The sequence below is a fragment of the Jannaschia sp. W003 genome (assembly GCF_025144335.1).
Lineage (GTDB): Bacteria > Pseudomonadota > Alphaproteobacteria > Rhodobacterales > Rhodobacteraceae > Jannaschia.
This window is the reverse complement of sequence record NZ_CP083539.1, coordinates 1061121-1077125: the sequence shown is the minus strand read 5'-3', so window position 1 is coordinate 1077125 and position 16005 is coordinate 1061121. Positions and strand designations below refer to the sequence as shown.

General features: G+C 73.2%; 16 protein-coding genes and 2 pseudogenes. 12 read left to right on the top strand and 6 right to left on the bottom strand.

Annotated features, from left to right (window positions below; translation table 11 throughout):
• The first annotated feature begins 17 nt into the window (after positions 1 to 17).
• The 11 genes and pseudogenes from ccoN to K3554_RS05145 all read left to right on the top strand — a co-directional run bounded on the left by ccoN (position 18) and on the right by K3554_RS05145 (position 9467).
• The gene (ccoN, locus tag K3554_RS05195; protein ID WP_259944566.1) at positions 18 to 1613 is read left to right on the top strand and encodes a cytochrome-c oxidase, cbb3-type subunit I; all 1596 of its coding nucleotides are present in this window, start codon (positions 18 to 20) and stop codon (positions 1611 to 1613) included.
• A gap of 5 nt (positions 1614 to 1618) precedes the next feature.
• Positions 1619 to 2450: pseudogene (gene ccoO, locus K3554_RS05190) on the top strand (cytochrome-c oxidase, cbb3-type subunit II).
• A gap of 10 nt (positions 2451 to 2460) precedes the next feature.
• Positions 2461 to 2640: a cbb3-type cytochrome c oxidase subunit 3 gene (locus tag K3554_RS05185; protein WP_259944561.1), complete on the top strand. Its 180-nt coding sequence runs from the start codon at positions 2461 to 2463 to the stop codon at positions 2638 to 2640.
• Entirely contained in the window at positions 2637 to 3512 is an 876-nt protein-coding gene (ccoP, locus tag K3554_RS05180; protein WP_259944552.1) for a cytochrome-c oxidase, cbb3-type subunit III, read from the top strand. The genes K3554_RS05185 and ccoP overlap by 4 nt, the downstream gene beginning before the upstream one ends.
• Positions 3513 to 3675: 163 nt before the next feature.
• Positions 3676 to 5112 carry a cytochrome c oxidase accessory protein CcoG gene (gene ccoG, locus K3554_RS05175; protein ID WP_259944541.1) on the top strand — a complete coding sequence of 479 codons (1437 nt, stop codon included), beginning with the start codon at positions 3676 to 3678 and terminating at the stop codon, positions 5110 to 5112.
• Positions 5087 to 5539: a FixH family protein gene (locus K3554_RS05170; RefSeq protein ID WP_259944536.1), complete on the top strand. Its 453-nt coding sequence runs from the start codon at positions 5087 to 5089 to the stop codon at positions 5537 to 5539. The genes ccoG and K3554_RS05170 overlap by 26 nt, the downstream gene beginning before the upstream one ends.
• A complete protein-coding gene (locus tag K3554_RS05165) occupies positions 5536 to 7638 on the top strand; it encodes a heavy metal translocating P-type ATPase (protein WP_259944530.1) in 2103 nt (700 codons plus the stop codon). The genes K3554_RS05170 and K3554_RS05165 overlap by 4 nt, the downstream gene beginning before the upstream one ends.
• A complete protein-coding gene (gene ccoS, locus K3554_RS16820; RefSeq protein ID WP_311200372.1) occupies positions 7635 to 7916 on the top strand; it encodes a cbb3-type cytochrome oxidase assembly protein CcoS in 282 nt (93 codons plus the stop codon). The genes K3554_RS05165 and ccoS overlap by 4 nt, the downstream gene beginning before the upstream one ends.
• A complete protein-coding gene (locus K3554_RS05155; protein ID WP_259944523.1) occupies positions 7883 to 8089 on the top strand; it encodes a DUF2892 domain-containing protein in 207 nt (68 codons plus the stop codon). The genes ccoS and K3554_RS05155 overlap by 34 nt, the downstream gene beginning before the upstream one ends.
• Positions 8090 to 8357: 268 nt before the next feature.
• The gene (locus K3554_RS05150; protein WP_259944517.1) at positions 8358 to 8714 is read left to right on the top strand and encodes a hypothetical protein; all 357 of its coding nucleotides are present in this window, start codon (positions 8358 to 8360) and stop codon (positions 8712 to 8714) included.
• A 51-nt stretch (positions 8715 to 8765) separates the two neighbouring features.
• Positions 8766 to 9467 carry a L,D-transpeptidase gene (locus tag K3554_RS05145; protein ID WP_259944510.1) on the top strand — a complete coding sequence of 234 codons (702 nt, stop codon included), beginning with the start codon at positions 8766 to 8768 and terminating at the stop codon, positions 9465 to 9467.
• Positions 9468 to 9504: 37 nt separating this feature from the next.
• Here the strand turns inward: K3554_RS05145 and K3554_RS05140 are convergent, their stop codons facing one another.
• The gene (locus K3554_RS05140) at positions 9505 to 10116 is read right to left on the bottom strand and encodes an exopolysaccharide biosynthesis protein (protein ID WP_259944509.1); all 612 of its coding nucleotides are present in this window, start codon (positions 10114 to 10116) and stop codon (positions 9505 to 9507) included.
• A gap of 159 nt (positions 10117 to 10275) precedes the next feature.
• On the opposite strand from K3554_RS05140, the gene K3554_RS05135 reads away from it, so the two are divergent.
• The gene (locus tag K3554_RS05135; RefSeq protein ID WP_259944503.1) at positions 10276 to 11163 is read left to right on the top strand and encodes an MBL fold metallo-hydrolase; all 888 of its coding nucleotides are present in this window, start codon (positions 10276 to 10278) and stop codon (positions 11161 to 11163) included.
• Between the two features lie 13 nt (positions 11164 to 11176).
• Here the strand turns inward: K3554_RS05135 and hemA are convergent.
• From hemA to soxC, 5 genes and pseudogenes are all read right to left on the bottom strand, one after another.
• Positions 11177 to 12398: pseudogene (gene hemA / locus K3554_RS05130) on the bottom strand (5-aminolevulinate synthase).
• Positions 12399 to 12403: 5 nt separating this feature from the next.
• Positions 12404 to 12868: a DsrE family protein gene (locus K3554_RS05125; protein WP_259944500.1), complete on the bottom strand. Its 465-nt coding sequence runs from the start codon at positions 12866 to 12868 to the stop codon at positions 12404 to 12406.
• Positions 12869 to 12920: 52 nt separating this feature from the next.
• On the bottom strand, positions 12921 to 13349 hold the full coding sequence (locus tag K3554_RS05120; protein WP_259944496.1) for a DUF302 domain-containing protein: 429 nt from the start codon (positions 13347 to 13349) through the stop codon (positions 12921 to 12923).
• Between the two features lie 69 nt (positions 13350 to 13418).
• Complete coding sequence (locus K3554_RS05115) at positions 13419 to 14747, bottom strand: c-type cytochrome (protein WP_259944489.1); 1329 nt, start codon at positions 14745 to 14747, stop codon at positions 13419 to 13421.
• A complete protein-coding gene (gene soxC, locus K3554_RS05110; protein ID WP_259944480.1) occupies positions 14731 to 15987 on the bottom strand; it encodes a sulfite dehydrogenase in 1257 nt (418 codons plus the stop codon). The genes K3554_RS05115 and soxC overlap by 17 nt, the downstream gene beginning before the upstream one ends.
• Between the last annotated feature and the right edge of the window lie 18 nt (positions 15988 to 16005).

Genomic DNA, 16005 nt, shown 5'->3' with positions numbered 1-16005 from the left:
CCACGGGGAAGGGCCGGATGGACTACGTGAAGCTCTCGACGCTGGGGATCGTGGCGCTGCTCGCCGCGATCGCCGCCAACCGCGCGCTCGACGCGGCATACCTGCTCCACGCGGTGATCGTGATGGTCGTCGCGGCGGGGCTGTTCCTGCTCACGCTGCGCCGCATGGAGGAGCCGTCACCCGCCGCCCGCGCGCCCGAGGCGGGCTACATGGACGGCCCCGTCCGCGCCGGCGTCGTCGCCACCGCGTTCTGGGGCATCGCCGGGTTCCTGGTGGGCACCTTCATCGCCTTCCAGCTCGCCTTCCCCCAGCTCAACTTCGACTGGGCGCAGCCCTACGGCAACTTCGGGCGACTGCGGCCCCTGCACACCTCGGCGGTGATCTTCGCCTTCGGGGGCAACGCACTGATCGCCACCTCGTTCTACATCGTGCAGCGCACCTGCGCCGCGCGCCTGTGGGGCGGCAACGCGGCGTGGTTCGTGTTCTGGGGCTACAACCTCTTCATCGTGCTGGCCGCCACCGGCTACCTGCTGGGCGCCACCCAGTCCAAGGAGTACGCCGAGCCCGAGTGGTACGTGGACATCTGGCTCACGGTGGTCTGGCTGGCCTACCTCGCCGTGTTCCTCGGCACGATCCTCCACCGGCGCGAGCGGCACATCTACGTCGCCAACTGGTTCTTCCTCGCCTTCATCGTCACCGTGGCCATGCTCCACGTGGTCAACAACCTCAGCATTCCGGTCTCGGTGTTCGGCTCGAAGTCGGTGCAGGTCTTCGCCGGCGTGCAGGACGCGATGACCCAATGGTGGTACGGGCACAACGCCGTGGGCTTCTTCCTGACGGCCGGCTTCCTGGGCATGATGTACTACTTCGTGCCCAAGCAGGCGAACCGGCCGATCTACAGCTACAAGCTGTCGATCATCCACTTCTGGGCGCTGATCTTCCTCTACATCTGGGCGGGGCCGCACCACCTGCACTACACCGCGCTGCCCGACTGGGCCTCGACGCTGGGCATGGTGTTCTCGGTAGTGCTGTGGATGCCGAGCTGGGGCGGCATGATCAACGGCCTGATGACGCTGGAAGGTGCCTGGGACAAGATCCGCACCGACCCGATCATCCGCATGATGGTGGCCTCGCTGGCCTTCTACGGCATGTCGACCTTCGAGGGGCCGATGATGTCGATCCGCGCGGTGAATGCCCTGTCGCACTACACCGACTGGACCATCGGCCACGTGCATTCCGGCGCGCTGGGGTGGAACGGGCTGATCACCTTCGCCGCGCTCTACTTCCTCACCCCGAAGCTCTGGGGCCGCGCGCGGATGCATTCGGTGCCCGCGATCAACCTCCATTTCTGGCTCGCGACCGTGGGGATCGTCCTCTACGCGGCCTCGATGTGGGTCACCGGGATCATGGAAGGCCTGATGTGGCGCGAGGTCGATGCGAACGGCTTCCTCGTCAACAGCTTCGCCGACACCGTGGAGGCCAAGTTCCCGATGTACGTGGTGCGGGCCCTCGGCGGCGTCCTCTACCTCTCCGGCGCGCTGGTGATGGTGTGGAACATGTGGATGACCATCCGCGCGCCCCGCCCCGTGACCGCCGCCGTTCCCGCGGAGTGACCCCCATGAGCACCGATCCCAGACACCCTGCCTACGACCCCGAGGACGACCCGAAGGTCGACACCCTCTCGGACCTGCCCGAGGCGGTCCCGAACGAGCTGCCCCCCGAGACCGGCACCATCACGCTGCACCGGCGGCTGGAGCGGAATGCCACCCTCCTGCTGGTGGGCAGCCTCCTGGTGGTCTCGGTCGGCGGCGTGGTCGAGATCGCCCCCCTGTTCTGGCTCGAGAACACCATCGAGGAGGTGTCGGGGATGCGCCCCTACACGCCCCTCGAGCTGGCGGGCCGCGAAATCTACGTGCGCGAGGGCTGCTACACCTGCCACAGCCAGATGATCCGCCCCATGCGCGACGAGGTGGAGCGCTACGGGCACTACAGCCTCGCCGCCGAATCCATGTACGACCACCCCTTCCAATGGGGGTCGAAGCGCACCGGTCCGGACCTCGCCCGCGTCGGCGGGCGCTACTCCGACGAATGGCACGTGGACCATCTCGTCGACCCGCAGTCGGTCGTCCCCGAGTCGATCATGCCGCCCTACGCTTTCCTGGCCGAGACGCGGCTGCGCCCCGAGCGGGCGGGCGACCTCGTGGCGGCCCATGCCATGGTGGGCGTGCCCTACGGGGCCGAGATGGTGGCCATGGCCACCGCCGACATGCGCGCGCAGGTCGACCCCTTCGGCGACGTGGACGGGTTGCTGGAGCGCTACCCCGGCGCCCAGGTCCGCGACTTCGACGGCCGGGGGCGCGCTCACCGAGATGGATGCGCTCGTGGCCTACCTTCAGATGCTCGGCACGCTGGTGGACTTCTCCACCTTCGAGCCTGACGCGAGCCGCTGAGGACGCGCCGATGGACCTCTACTCCCTCCTTCGCGAGATCGCCGACAGCTGGGGCCTGCTCGCCCTCTTCGCGTTCTTCCTCGGCGCCGTGCTCTGGGTCTTCCGCCCCGGCGCGCGCACCCTCCACGACGACGCGGCGCAGGTGCCCCTGCGCGACCGCACCCCCGCCTCGAAGGAGACGGCACCATGAGCGAGCGCCGCATCGACCCCGAGACCGGCACCGAGACCACCGGCCACCGCTGGGACGGCATTGAGGAGCTGAACACCCCCCTGCCCCGCTGGTGGCTCTGGACCTTCTACGCGACGATTCTGTGGGGCGTGATCTACACCGTCCTCTACCCCGCCTGGCCGCTGGTCTCGGGCGCCACCGCCGGGGTGCTGGGCTGGTCCACCCGCGGGGAGGTGGCCGCCGAGATCGAGCGCGTGGACCTCTCGAACGCCGACATGCTCGCCAGCCTCGTGGGCACCGACCTCGCGGTGCTGCCGGCGAACGAGCCGCTCCACCGCTTCGCCGTGGCCGCCGGCGAGTCGGTGTTCGAGAACAACTGCTCGCAGTGCCACGGGCGCGGCGCGGCGGGCGTCGCTGCGGCGGGCTATCCGAACCTCCTCGACGACGAGTGGCTCTGGGGCGGCTCGCTGCGCGAGATCGCCGACACGGTGCGCCACGGCATCCGCTCCGAGGCCGACCCCGAAGGCCGCTGGTCCGAGATGCCCGCCTTCGGCGAGATGCTCGGAGACGAGGAGATCGCCGCCGTGGTGGCCCAAGTCCGGCACCTGGGCGGGCTGGCGGACGCCGACCCTGCCGGCGCCGCCCTCTTCGCCGACAACTGCGCCGCCTGCCACGGCGAGCGCGGCACCGGCGACCGCACGATCGGCGCGCCGAACCTCGCGGACGCGATCTGGCTCTACGGGGGCGACCCGGAGGCGGTAGAGACGTCCGTGCGCGAGGCCCGCTTCGGCGTGATGCCCCCCTGGGGCGAGCGGCTGGGCGAGGCCGAGGTGCGCGCCGTCGCGGCCTACGTGCACGGCTTGGGCGGCGGCGAGGAGGACCTCCCCGACTGAACGCGTCCGCGCGTGCCCCGCGCGAAGGGTCCGATCTGTCCCGGACCGCACTCGCGCCCCCGCGGCCCGCAGGGTCCGGGGGCGCCCTTTCTTGATCCACGTCAAGGCACGGCCCCCCGCCGGATGGCACCGCTGCGGCATCGCCCCCGCGCCAGGACAGCCCATGACCGACGCCCCCCTCTTCGCCCCGACCGAGCCGGTGTTCCCGCGCCGGGTCTCGGGGCGGTTCCGCCGGCTGAAGTGGGCGGTGATGATCGCGACCTTGGGCGTCTACTACGTGACGCCCTGGCTGCGCTGGGACCGGGGGCCGGACATGCCCGACCAGGCGGTGCTCGTGGACCTGGCCGGGCGGCGCTTCCATTTCTTCTTCGTCGAGATCTGGCCGCACGAGTTCTACGTCGTGGCGGGCCTCCTGGTCATGGCGGGGCTGGGGCTGTTCCTGTTCACCTCGGCGCTCGGGCGGGTCTGGTGCGGCTACGCCTGTCCGCAGACCGTATGGACCGACCTGTTCCTCGCCGTGGAGCGGTGGATCGAGGGCGACCGCAATGCGCGCGTGCGGCTCTGGCGGGCGCCGTGGGACGCGCGCAAGTGGCGGCTGCGCCTCGCCAAGTGGGCCGTCTGGACGGTGATCGGCCTGCTGACGGGCGGGGCGTGGGTGTTCTACTTCGCGGACGCCCCGACGCTTCTGCGCGACCTCCTGACCGGCGCGGCCCACCCGGTCGCCTACGCCTCGGTCGCGGTGCTGACGGCCACCACCGTGGTGCTCGGCGGCTTCATGCGTGAGCAGGTCTGCATCTACATGTGCCCTTGGCCGCGCATCCAGGGCGCGATGATGGACGAGCGCACGCTGACCGTGGGCTACCGCGACTGGCGGGGCGAGCCGCGCGGCAAGCAGCGCGACCCCGTGGCGGGCGACTGCATCGACTGCCGCGCCTGCGTGAACGTCTGCCCCATGGGCATCGACATCCGCGAGGGCCAGCAGCTCGCCTGCATCACCTGCGCCCTGTGCATCGACGCCTGCGACGACGTGATGGAGCGGATCGGGCGACCCCGCGGCCTCGTCGACTACCTCGCCCTGGAGGACCGCCCGCCCGAGGGCGCCGCTGCGGACTGGTCGCCGCGCCCCCTGCGCGAGCACGTCCTGCGCCCGCGCACGGTGATCTACACCGCGCTGTGGTCGCTGATCGGGGTCGGCATCGTGGCGGCCCTCGCGCTGCGCCCCGAGATCGGCCTTTCGGTGGCCCCGGTCCGCAACCCGGTCTCGGTCACGCTCTCGGACGGGGCGATCCGCAACGCCTACGACATCCGCCTGCGCAACAAGCACGGCGAGGCGCGGGCCATGCGCCTCGCCGTGGAAGCGGACGCGCCCCTCGCGCTCGCGCTGGAGGGGCGCATGGGGAACGAGACGGTGGTGCCCGCCGACGCGACGCTTCACCAGCGCGCCTACGTGACCGCCGCGTCCGGCTCGCCCGCCGCCGCCGCGGCCCGCACCGCGCTGCGCATCCGCGTGACCGACCCGGTCTCGGGCGAGAGCGCGGCCGCATCGACCCTGTTCCACGGAAAGGAGGACGCCCATGTCCCGACCACTGACCGGCCGTAGGGTGCTCGGCCTCTTCGCCCTGGGCTTCGGGGCGATCCTCGTCGCCAACGCGACCCTCGCCGTGAATGCGGTGCGCAGCTTTCCCGGCCTCGAGACCCGCAACAGCTACGTCGCCTCGCAGCGCTTCGAGCGCGAGCGCGCCGCGCAGGAGGCCCTGGGCTGGACCGCCACCGCGGCCCTGGATGCGGACGGGGTGGTGCTGGACCTGCGCGACGCGCGCGGCCCCGTGGGGGACGCGCGGATCGAGGCGACGCTCGGGCGGGCCACCAGCGTGGCCGACGACGTCGCGCCGCGCTTCCGCTTCGACGGCACGCTCTGGCGCGCGCCCGTCGTCCTCGCGCCGGGCAACTGGGACCTGCGCCTCGTGGCGGTCGCCCCGGACGGCACGCGCTTCCGCCGGCGTCTGAAACTGGGGGACGGGCGGTGACCGCGCTCGCGCATCCCGAAGCGGGCCCCGCCGCCGCCCCACCGCCGCGTGAGATCGTGCTCGCCCTGCCCGAGATCCGCTGCGCCGGCTGCATCGCCGGGGTCGAAGGGGCCTTGCGCGCCCTGCCCGGCGTGGAGGCGGCCCGCGTCAACCTCGGCGCGCGGCAGGTGCGCGTCACCGGCGCCCGCATCCGCCCCGGCCCGCTGGTCGAGGCGCTCGGCCGCGCCGGCTATGCCGCCGCCGAGCTGGACCCGGACGCCCTCGCGCCCCGCACCGACGCCGAGGGCCGCGCGCTGCTCACGCGGATCGGCGTGGCGGCCTTCGCGATGATGAACGTGATGATCCTGTCGGTCGCGGTATGGTCCGGCGCCGACGACGCCGCACGCGCCCTGTTCCACTGGATCAGCGCCGCGATCGCCCTGCCCGCCCTCGCCTACGCCGCGCGCCCCTTTTTCGCCGCCGCCTTCCGCGCCCTCGCCGCCGGGCACCTCGCGATGGACGTGCCGATCGCGCTGGCCATCGCCCTCGCGGCGGGGATGTCGCTGTGGGAGACCGCCGCCGGGGGGCACGACGCCTGGTTCGACGCGGCCCTGTCGCTCACCCTGTTCCTGCTGATCGGCCGCTACCTCGAGCACCGGACGCGCGCCCGCGCCCGCTCCGCCGCGGCGGCGCTGACCGCGCTGGAGGTGCCCCGCGCCGTGCGCGTCCGCGACAGCGTCGAGGAAACCGTGCCCACCCGCGCCTTGCGGGCCGGCGACCGGATCCGCGTCCGCGCCGGGGGCCGCGTGCCCGTTGACGGCGAGGTGGCCGAGGGCGCCGCCGAGCTCGACCGCAGCCTCCTGACCGGCGAGAGCCTGCCCGCCGCCGCCCGCCCCGGCACCCGCGTCGCCGCCGGCGAGGTGGTGGTGGACGGCACCCTGCTCCTGCGCGCCACCGCCGTGGGCGAGGACACCGGCCTGCGCCGCATGGCCCGCGCCGTGGCCGTGGCCGAGGGCGCGCGGGGCGCCCACGTGGCTCTGGCCGACCGGGCGGCGCGTCTCTACGCGCCCCTCGTGCACGGCCTCGCCTTCGCCGGCTTTCTCGGATGGTGGCTCGCCACGGGCGACGTGCACCGGGCGATCCTCGTGGCGGTCTCGACCCTCGTGATCACGTGTCCCTGCGCGCTCGGCCTCGCGGTGCCCGCCGTGTCCGTCGCGGCCACCGCCCGCCTCTTCGCGCGGGGCCTCCTGGTGAAGTCCGCGACCGCGCTGGAGCGCATGGCGCAGGTGGACGCCGTGGTGCTCGACAAGACCGGCACGCTGACCACGGGCACGGCGGACCTCGGGCATCTGGACCCGGAGGCGGCCTCGGTCGCCCTGGCCCTCGCCCGCGCTTCGGACCACCCGGTCGCGCGCGCCATCGCGGCGGCCCTCGCCGGCACCGCCCCCGCCCCCGTGGACGCCGTGCGCGAGACCGCCGGCGAGGGCGTCTCGGGGACGTGGAACGGCGCGCCCGTGCGCCTCGGCCGGGGCGCGGGCGGCACGATGCTGGAGCTGCCCGGCCGCGCCCCCGTCGACGTCACCCCGCGCGAGACCCTGCGCCCCGGCGCCGAGGCGCTGGTGCGGGAGGTGCAGGCGCAGGGCATGCCGATGATCCTGCTGTCGGGCGACCGGCCCGCCGCGGTCCGCGCCGTGGCGCGGTCGCTGGGCATCGAGGACTGGTCGGGGGACGTCTCGCCGGAGGCGAAGCTCGCGGCGCTGCGCGACCTCGCCGCCGCGGGGCACCGCGCGCTGATGGTCGGCGACGGGCTCAACGACGCGGGCGCGCTTGCGGCGGCGCACGTCTCGATCGCCCCCGCGGGCGCCCTCGACGCGGCCCGCGCCGCGGCGGACGTGGTGCTGCTCGGGGGCGACCTCGGCGCCGTGCCCCACGCCCTCGCGGTCGCGCGCGGCGCCCGGCGGCGCATGCTGGAGAACTTCGCCCTCGCCGCCCTCTACAACGCGGTCAGCGTGCCCCTCGCCCTTGCGGGCATCGCCACGCCCCTCATGGCCGCCGCCGCCATGTCCACCTCCTCAATCCTCGTGGTGCTGAACGCCCTGCGCGGGGGAATGGCGCGATGAACGTCCTCGTGGTCCTGATCCCGGTCTCGCTGCTGCTCGGCCTCGGCAGCCTCGCGGCCTTCCTGTGGAGCCTGCGCGCCGAGCAGTACGACGACCTCGAGGGCGACGCCGCCCAGGGGCTGCTGGAGGACGCCGCGCCGTTTGACGCGGATCAAGGCGCCGAGGGCGCGCCGATGGCACCCGGAGAAGGCGCGGAACACCGCGCGACGCCGCCCCGGCGGCCCGTTCCCGAAGGAGACCCCCCATGCAGATCAACGTCGGCCCGGCAGACCGGGTGATCCGCGCCGTCCTCGGCCTCATGCTCGTCGCTGCGGCCGCCTACGGCATCGAGGCGGCTACCCTCGGCACCGTCGCCGTCCTCGCGCTCGGGGGCGCGGGTCTCATCCTGATCGTCACGGCGATCACGGGGCGTTGCCTGCTCTACCGCCCGTTCGGAATCAGCACCGACTGAGCCACCCAGCCGCGCGGGACATGCTGCGCAGATCGGCAGCCCGCGCGTCTCTGGCGTCGGGTCCGTCCAGAGCAACCACCGGCTTCCCCGTAGAGCTCTTAGGCCTGCTCCCGCGGGAAGCTGCAGCAGTGCGGAGCCACCCCACTCGGGCTCCAGTGACGTGGGCGCCTCGGTCCAGAGCATCAGGGACCACCGCATCGGGCACAGTCGGATCCCCCGACCATTGCCGAGGGCTTCGCTCCGCCACCCGGGAGTGCTATCGGGCCCTATGCGCCCGATCCGCACCTTCCTCGCCTTCCTCCTAGCGGCGCTGATGCTTCCGTGGGGCGCCTACGCCGACCACGGGACGGCTGCGTCGGGCATGGCAGTCGCCCCGGAGCACCATTCGGCCGCTTCCCCGGATGCGTACGTTCTCGTCTCCGTGGACGACCGCGAGGTCTCGGTCGCCCGGCGCTGCCGCACCGCCGTGCTGCCCGGCGCGCCCTGCGCGCCCACGCCGGTGCTGCCGCGGGAGACGGCCGTTGCGTCGTTCGAAGCGGGTGCCGCCGCGATTGAAGCGCGCCCCGTTCCCGCCTCGCCGGGCCGCGCACCGCCGCCGCCGGCCCGGCCCCCGCGCCGCCTCTGAAGCTCGCCCGCGCGCCCCGGCGCGCGAACCGACCTTCACGAGGACATTTCCATGAACCGACGAACCTTCGCCCTCCTCGGAGGCGCCGCCGCGCTGTCCGCCTGCGCCCGCCCGCCCGAGCCTGTGGCCCGTGCCGCTACCGCCGCCGCCGTGCCGCCGCCCATCCCGCCCCTGCCCACCTTCTACGGCGCGGTGGAGGGCGAGCCCTTCCCCGTGCCCGCGATCCCCGAGGGCGTGCTTCGACCCCACCTCTGGCGCCAGGAGGTCGAGAACCCGTGGCCCGGGCGCGCCCGCGGCACCATCGTGATCGACCCCGACGCCGCGATGCTCCACTTCGTGGAAAACGCGGAGCGTGCTACCCGCTACGGCGTCAGCGTCGGCGCCGCGGGCTTCGCCTGGGAAGGCACCGCGCGGCTCCAGTTCCGCCGCGCGTGGCCACGCTGGAAGGTGCCCGAGACCATGATCGAGCGGCAGCCCCACCTCGCTCCCTTCTCGGTGGCGAACGGCGGCATGGATCCGGGGCCGGACAACCCCATGGGGGCGCGCGCGCTCTACCTGTTCCGGAACGGGCGCGACACGCTCTACCGCATCCATGGCTCGGCGTCGGCGATCGAGCTGGGGAAGGCCGTCTCGCAGGGCTGCATCCGGATGCTGAACCAGGACGTGATCCACCTCCACGCCCGTGCCGTGCACGGGGCCGACGTGGTGGTGCTCCCGTCGATGCGCCCCGAGGGCGTGGCGCCGCTCTACTGAGCTTGGCGCGCCCGGCCCCGCGCCGGGCGCGTGCCCGTCAGAGCCACGCCGCGATCCAGTCCGCCGCCCACCCGCCGAGCAGCGCGCTGCCCCCCAGGAGCACCGGCGTCAGCGCGAGGCCCGTTGCCACGAACAGGCCGTCGCGCTGGACCAGCCCCCAGCCGAGGATCGCGAGCACGATCGCCGGGGGCAGGTTCACGAAGGGGATCGGCAGGAACAGCACCAGCGACATCAGCGTCGCGGCGAGGCCGACGAGGCGCTCGCGCCGGACCATCGACGGCAGGCGCGGGCGGGTGAGGCGCTCCGCCCGGCGGATCGCGGGGCCGGCGAAGCGCGCGAGCGCGTCGAGCGCGGGGCCTGGCACCCGGCGCGCCGTCACCGCCGCCGGCAGGCGCATCCGCTCGCCGTGGATCAGCAGATGCGCGGACACGAGCAGCAGCGGCACGCCGAGCACCGCGCCCGCGCTGGGGATCGGCAGGGGCAGCGCCTCGGGCAGCGCGAGCACGAGGATCGCGAGGCCGTGGGCGCGGCTCCCGCTCTCCTCGAGCACGTCCCGCAGCGATACCGCGGCCCCGGCGCCGTTGCGGGCGGCGAGCCGGTCCAGCACCGCGTCGAGGCGGGGATGGGAGGGGTCGGGAGGCGCGCGCATGGGTCCGTCCGGCTCCCCGTTGCGGTCGCCCCGAGCATGGGCCGTGCGCCGGTACGGGGCAACGCCGGGCGCGGCTTCCGGGCGGTCCGGGCGGAACCGGGCGCATTGCGCCATGCCGCGCGGCATCGTATTCATCTCGTTGAATCAAGGAGAGCGCCGATGATCCCCCGCCGTCACGTCCTCGCCTCCGCCGCCGCGGCCCTGGCGTTTCCCCGCTTTGCCGTGGCGCAGACCGACCTCGGGGGCGGCGCGATGCTGACCACCGTGTCGGACGGCTCGCTCGTCCTGCCCGGCAGCTTCGTGTTCGCGCCGATGCCCGAGGCGGAGTTGGATGCCGTACTGGCCCCGTTCGCGGTGGACCGCGAGCGGCTCGTGCCGGAGTGCAACCTCGCGCTCCTGCGCCGGGGCGACCGGACGGTGCTGTTCGACGCGGGCGCCGGGCCCGACTTCATGCCCACCGCTGGCACCCTGCCCGATGCCTTGGACGCGGCCGGGGTCGCGCCGGAGGAGATCACCGACGTGGTGTTCACCCACGGCCACCCGGACCATCTCTGGGGCGTGCTCGACGACTTCTCCGACCCAATGTTCCCCGAGGCCGCGCACCGCATGGGCGCCGCGGAGCTGCGCTACTGGTCCGACCCGGCCACGGTGGACAGCATCGGCGAGGCCCGCGCCGCCTTCGCCGCCGGCGCGGCGCGGCGCCTTGAAGAGCTGGGCGACCGGATCGAGACCTTCGAGGACGGCGCCGAGGTGGTGCCGGGCGTCGAGGCGATCCTCGCACCCGGCCACACGCCCGGCCACATGGCGTTCCGGGCGGAGGGCGTGCTGATCCTCGGCGACGCGATCTCGAACCACCACGTCGCCTTCGCCCGCCCGGAATGGCCCTCGGGCAGCGATCAGGACATGGCGCTCGCCGCCGAGACGCGGCTGCGCCTCTTCGACAGGATCCTCGCCGACGACCTCGGGATCGTGGGCTTCCATCTGCCGAACGGCGGCATCGGCCGGGTCGAGCGCGCGGCCGAGGGCTTCCGCTTCGTGCAGGGCTGAGGCGCGGGCGGCGCTACTGCGCCGCCACGGGCCTCCGCGCGAGCTGGCATTGGGTCCAGAGCGAGCACAGCGCCGCGAGCAACCGCTCCACGTCCCCGTCGGAGTGGACCGGCGAGGGCGTGATCCGCAGCCGCTCCGTGCCCCGCGGCACGGTGGGGTAGTTGATCGGCTGGATGTAGATGCCGTGCTCGCGCATCAGCACGTCCGAGATGTAGCGGCACTTCACCGGGTCGCCCACCATCACGGGGATTATGTGCGAGGGGTTCGCCACGTGGGGGATGCCGGCCGCGTCCAGCCCCGCACGCACGGCGGCGACGCGGGCGGCGTGCTCCGCGCGCTCGGTGCCGCTGCGCTTCAGGTGCCGCACGCTGGCGCAGGCGCCGGCGGCCACGGCGGGCGGCAGCGCGGTGGTGAAGATGAAGCCCGACGCGAAGGAGCGGACGTAGTCGCATAAGCCGGCCGACGCGGCGATGTAGCCGCCCATCACCCCGAACGCCTTGCCCAAGGTGCCCTCGATCACGTCGATCCGATGCATCAGGCCTAGCGCCTCGGCCACCCCTCCCCCGCGTGGCCCGTAGAGGCCCACCGCGTGGACCTCGTCGAGGTATGTCAGCGCGCCGTAGCGCTCGGCGAGGTCGCAGATGCCCTCGATCGGGGCGATGTCGCCGTCCATGGAGTAGACGCTCTCGAAGGCGATCAGCTTCGGCGCGTCTGCGGGCAGCGCGGCGAGCTTGGCCTCGAGATCCGCGAGGTCGTTGTGCCGCCAGATCACCTTTTTGGGCGCGCGAGTGGCGGATGCCCTCGATCATGCTGGCGTGGTTCAGCGCGTCCGACAGCACCACGCAGGCGGGGATGCGCGCGGCCAACGTGCCCAGAGTGGCCCAGTTCGAGACGTAGCCGGAGGTGAACAGGAGCGCCGCCTCCTTGCCGTGGAGGTCGGCCAGCTCGCGCTCCAGCGCCACGTGGGCGTGGGTCGTGCCGGAGATGTTGCGCGTGCCGCCCGCGCCCGCGCCCGTCCGGTCGAGGGCCGCGTGCATGGCCTCCAGCACCGCCGGATGCTGGCCCATCCCGAGGTAGTCGTTGGAGCACCAGACTGTGACCTCGCCCCCGCCGCCGCCGTGGTCGGTGGCGCGGGGGAAGGCGCCGCGGTGGCGCTCCAGCTCGGCGAAGTGCCGGTAGTCGCCCTCGGCCCTGAGCCGGCCGAGGGCGTCCGCGAAGTGCTGCTCGAAGTCCACGGGGATCAGGGCTTGAGGTAGGTGAAGCCCTGCTGCTGCAGGTGCGAGAGCTGCGCCACGCCGGAGGGCACGATGTCCTCCTCCCAGACGTCGTAGAGGTCGTTCTCCCAGTCGATGTTCCGCCCGACGAGGGTGTTGTTGCAGACCTGGAAGCGCACGCCCTGCCCCTTCAGCGAGGCGATCGCGGTCTTGAGCGCGTCGTTCTCTAACGCGTTCGCGAGAAGGCCCAGCCCGTTGCCGTGCATCACCACCACGAGGTCCACGTTGCCCTCGCCCACCGCGTTGATGTGGTTCTGCGCGTTGCGCAGCGCCCCGAGGTACGCGCGGTCCCCCTCGCCGCCGTTGCCGTTGACGTGGTAGGCGACCTTCTGCTGCGCGTAGGCCTGCGCGGCGGCGTCCTGCGCCACGGCGGCCGGCGCGGCCCCGAGGGCCAGGCACGCGCCGAGCGCGGCGGCCAGAATCGTCTTCATCGGATGTCCTCCCTTCCGATCGCCCCGCGAGGGGGTATGGCGTGCGCCGGGGCTACTCGGTCGCCTCGGCCACGATTCCTTCCAGCAGCGCGTTGACGGGGGCCATGCTCTCGTCGGCGTAGACGCGGCGCCCGACCGTGGTCTGCCCGTCCAGCTCGGCGACGAAGATGCCGTAGGGACAGTGGACGATGTTGCTCGGGTCGGCCTCCATCACCTCGCGGCTGACCTGCGCAGAGCAGAACACGAAGATCTTGGCCTCCTCGCCCACGGGCGAGGGCCCGAGCCCGAGGTCGGCGCCGGTGCGGGCCATCATCTCGCCGACGTGGCTGGTAAAGTCGATCACCAGCCCCCGGTTCACGATCGCCGACTCCACCGCGAAGGCGGCATCCTCGACGCCGCCGTCGAAGGGGGCGGTGGCCATCTCCTGCGCCGCGGCGGGCGCGGCCAGAAGGGCCAGGGCGGCCATTGCGTGTCGGATCATCTCGTTCCCTCCCTTGCGGGGCGGCGCGCGCCGCCCCGGGATCCGGTCAGACGGGCCGGACCGTCCCGATCAACGCTGCGTCCCGTCCTCGGCGAAGCTGCCCAGGTAGGCGATCACCGCGGCGAGGTCGTCCTCGGAGCGCAGGCCCCGGAACGACATCTTCGTGCCGGGCATGTAGTCGCGCGGCGCGGCGAGGAAGGCGGCCAGCTCCTCGGGCGTCCACGCCAGCCCGCCCTCGGCCATCTCGGCGAGCGCCTTCGAGTAGCGGTATCCCTCGACCGCGCCGGCCGGGTGCCCGACGATGCCGTTCAGGACGGGGCCCGTGCGGTTCCGCGCATCCTCGCCCACCTGATGGCACGAGGAGCATTGCCGGAACGCCTTCTCGCCCGCGGCCACGAGCGCGGGATCGGGCGCGGCATCGACTGCTGCGACCGCGTCCGTCGCGCTCTCGTCCGCCCCGTCCTCGGTGGCGGTCGCGGCCAGCGGCGTGGTGCCCTCCTCCACCGGCGCCTCGGTCGGCGCGGCGGCGACCTCGATCGCGGCGTCGGCCTCGGTGATGCCGCTGTCGATGCCGGTGGCGGCGGCGGCGCGCGCCTTGCGGGCGGCCTCGTCCTCGGGGGTCACGTCGACCACGGCGGCACGGGCGGTGATCTCCACCGGCTCGCCGCAGCTCTCCATGCAGACCTCGCCCGAGAACATCGGATACTCCGTCTCGGCCCGGTCGTCGGGCACGAAGGCGCCCGCGTTCGGCATCTCGAAGGCGGCGAGCGACGCGCGGTCGAGAACGAAGTCGTCGTCCACGAGGTCGTTGAGGTAGAGGATGTAGGCCGTGATGGCGTAGACGTCGTCGTCCGACAGCGACTGGGCGTTCCCGAAGGGCATGGCGCGGTGGACGTAGTCGTAGACCGTGGAGAGGAAGGGCCAGTAGCTGCCCACCGTCTTGACGGGCCGGTCGCGGGTCAGCGTGCCCTGCCCGCCCGCGAGCACCGGCCAGCGGCCGATCGCCTCGCCGAAGTCGCCGTGGCAGGCGGCGCACTGCTCGACGTAGAGTTCCTCGCCGGTCCAGACGTCGCCCGAGCCGTCGGGCAGGCCCGCCCCGTCGGGGCGCACGTCGATGTCCCAGGCGGCGACCTCCTCGGGGGTGGCCGGGCGGCCCAGGTCCAGGGCGACGGGCTCGGGCGAGCGGGTGGACGCCTCGGTGGTCACCTGCGCGGCGGGTGCCGCCGGCGCCGCGGCCACCGCCACGGTCTCGGGGGCCGCAGGCACCGCGGCGGGCGCCTCCACACGGTCGGCGCGCAACTCCGGCGTCATCAGGTTCGCCCCGACATAGGCCGTGCCCAGCAGCGCGGCGGTTCCGGCCAGGGCCACGGGAAGAAGAAGCTTAGCCGACCTCGACATTCTCGGCCTCCCCGCGCTCGTCGACATGCCAGGTCTGGATGCCGTTGTTGTGGTAGATGGAGTTCTCGCCCCGGACCGCGCGCAGCGCGTCCTTCGTGGGCTGCACGTAGCCGGTGCTGTCGTGGGCGCGGGACTGCAGCAGGAGCGGCGTGCCGTCCCAGTCGAACTCGAAGTAGAAGCGGTGCATGGACTTGTCCAAGCTCGGCCCGTCCATGCGCGCCACGTGCCAGTTGCGCCCGCCGTCGAGGGTCACGTCCACGCGCGGAATCGTGCCGCGCCCCGACCAGGCCACGCCCGTGATCACGGTCGGGCCGGGGCCGTGGGTGATGGGCGCCTGGGGCGAGGGGTTCGTGATCACGGACTTGGCGTCCATGGCCCAGGTGAAGCGGCGCGCCTCGCCGTCGGCCAGGAGGTCGGTGTACTTCGACGTCTCTTCGCGGTGGTGCCAGGGCTGGTCGCCGACCTCGATGCGGCGCAGCCACTTCACCCACATGTTGCCCTCCCAGCCGGGCACCACGAGGCGGACCGGATAGCCCTGCTCGGGGCGAAGTCGCTCGCCGTTCATGTGGGTGGCGATCATGCAGTCCTCGAGCGCCTTCTCCAACGGCACCGAGCGGGTCATGGCCGAGGCGTCGGCACCCTCGGGCAGGATCCACGCCGCGCCGGGCTTTACGCCCGCCGAGGCGAGCACGTCGCGCAGCATCACGCCGGTGTACATGACGTTGTGGATCATGCCGTGGGTGAACTGGCAGCCGCTGAGCTGGGCGCCGCGCCACTCCATGCCGGAGTTGGCCGCGCATTCCAGGAAGTAGACCCGGTTGTGCCGGGGGAACCGCGCGAGATCCTCCATCGTGAAGACCAGCTCGCGGTCCACCATGCCGTTGATCATCAACCGGTGCTGGGCGGGGTCCACCTCGGCGATGCCGGCGTGGTGGCGCTCGAAGCACAGGCCGTTGGGGGTGATGATGCCCTCCATCTCGTGGAGCGGCGTAAAGTTGACCGAGGAGACCGGGTCGGCCGTCAGCCAGTCCACGTTGCGGCGCTTCACGTGGGCCTCAAAGGGGGACGGCATCCCGTAGGGCCGCGCGTCCACGCCGTCGCCCAGCTGCTGCATCCAGGGCTGGAGCTCGGTAATGGCCGGGTCGCCGGCGGCCCGCGCCGCCACGGGGGCGAGCGCGCCCGCCCCGGCGGCGGCGATCCCGCCGCGCAGCAGCCCGCGCCGCGTCGTCGTCTTCGTCATGTCTCGCTTTCCCATGGT

Bases quoted from the DNA above. Each gene is read 5' to 3' on its own strand.
- ccoN (WP_259944566.1), top strand. From the start codon at position 18: ATGGACTACGTGAAGCTCTCGACGCTGGGGATCGTGGCGCTGCTCGCC.
- K3554_RS05120 (WP_259944496.1), bottom strand. From the start codon at position 13,349: ATGATCCGACACGCAATGGCCGCCCTGGCCCTTCTGGCCGCGCCCGCC.
- K3554_RS05135 (WP_259944503.1), top strand. From the start codon at position 10,276: ATGATCCCCCGCCGTCACGTCCTCGCCTCCGCCGCCGCGGCCCTGGCG.
- ccoP (WP_259944552.1), top strand. From the start codon at position 2,637: ATGAGCGAGCGCCGCATCGACCCCGAGACCGGCACCGAGACCACCGGC.
- K3554_RS05140 (WP_259944509.1), bottom strand. From the start codon at position 10,116: ATGCGCGCGCCTCCCGACCCCTCCCATCCCCGCCTCGACGCGGTGCTG.
- K3554_RS05150 (WP_259944517.1), top strand. From the start codon at position 8,358: ATGCGCCCGATCCGCACCTTCCTCGCCTTCCTCCTAGCGGCGCTGATG.
- ccoS (WP_311200372.1), top strand. From the start codon at position 7,635: ATGAACGTCCTCGTGGTCCTGATCCCGGTCTCGCTGCTGCTCGGCCTC.
- ccoG (WP_259944541.1), top strand. From the start codon at position 3,676: ATGACCGACGCCCCCCTCTTCGCCCCGACCGAGCCGGTGTTCCCGCGC.
- K3554_RS05125 (WP_259944500.1), bottom strand. From the start codon at position 12,868: ATGAAGACGATTCTGGCCGCCGCGCTCGGCGCGTGCCTGGCCCTCGGG.
- K3554_RS05155 (WP_259944523.1), top strand. From the start codon at position 7,883: ATGCAGATCAACGTCGGCCCGGCAGACCGGGTGATCCGCGCCGTCCTC.
- K3554_RS05115 (WP_259944489.1), bottom strand. From the start codon at position 14,747: ATGTCGAGGTCGGCTAAGCTTCTTCTTCCCGTGGCCCTGGCCGGAACC.
- K3554_RS05170 (WP_259944536.1), top strand. From the start codon at position 5,087: ATGTCCCGACCACTGACCGGCCGTAGGGTGCTCGGCCTCTTCGCCCTG.
- K3554_RS05185 (WP_259944561.1), top strand. From the start codon at position 2,461: ATGGACCTCTACTCCCTCCTTCGCGAGATCGCCGACAGCTGGGGCCTG.
- K3554_RS05145 (WP_259944510.1), top strand. From the start codon at position 8,766: ATGAACCGACGAACCTTCGCCCTCCTCGGAGGCGCCGCCGCGCTGTCC.
- soxC (WP_259944480.1), bottom strand. From the start codon at position 15,987: ATGACGAAGACGACGACGCGGCGCGGGCTGCTGCGCGGCGGGATCGCC.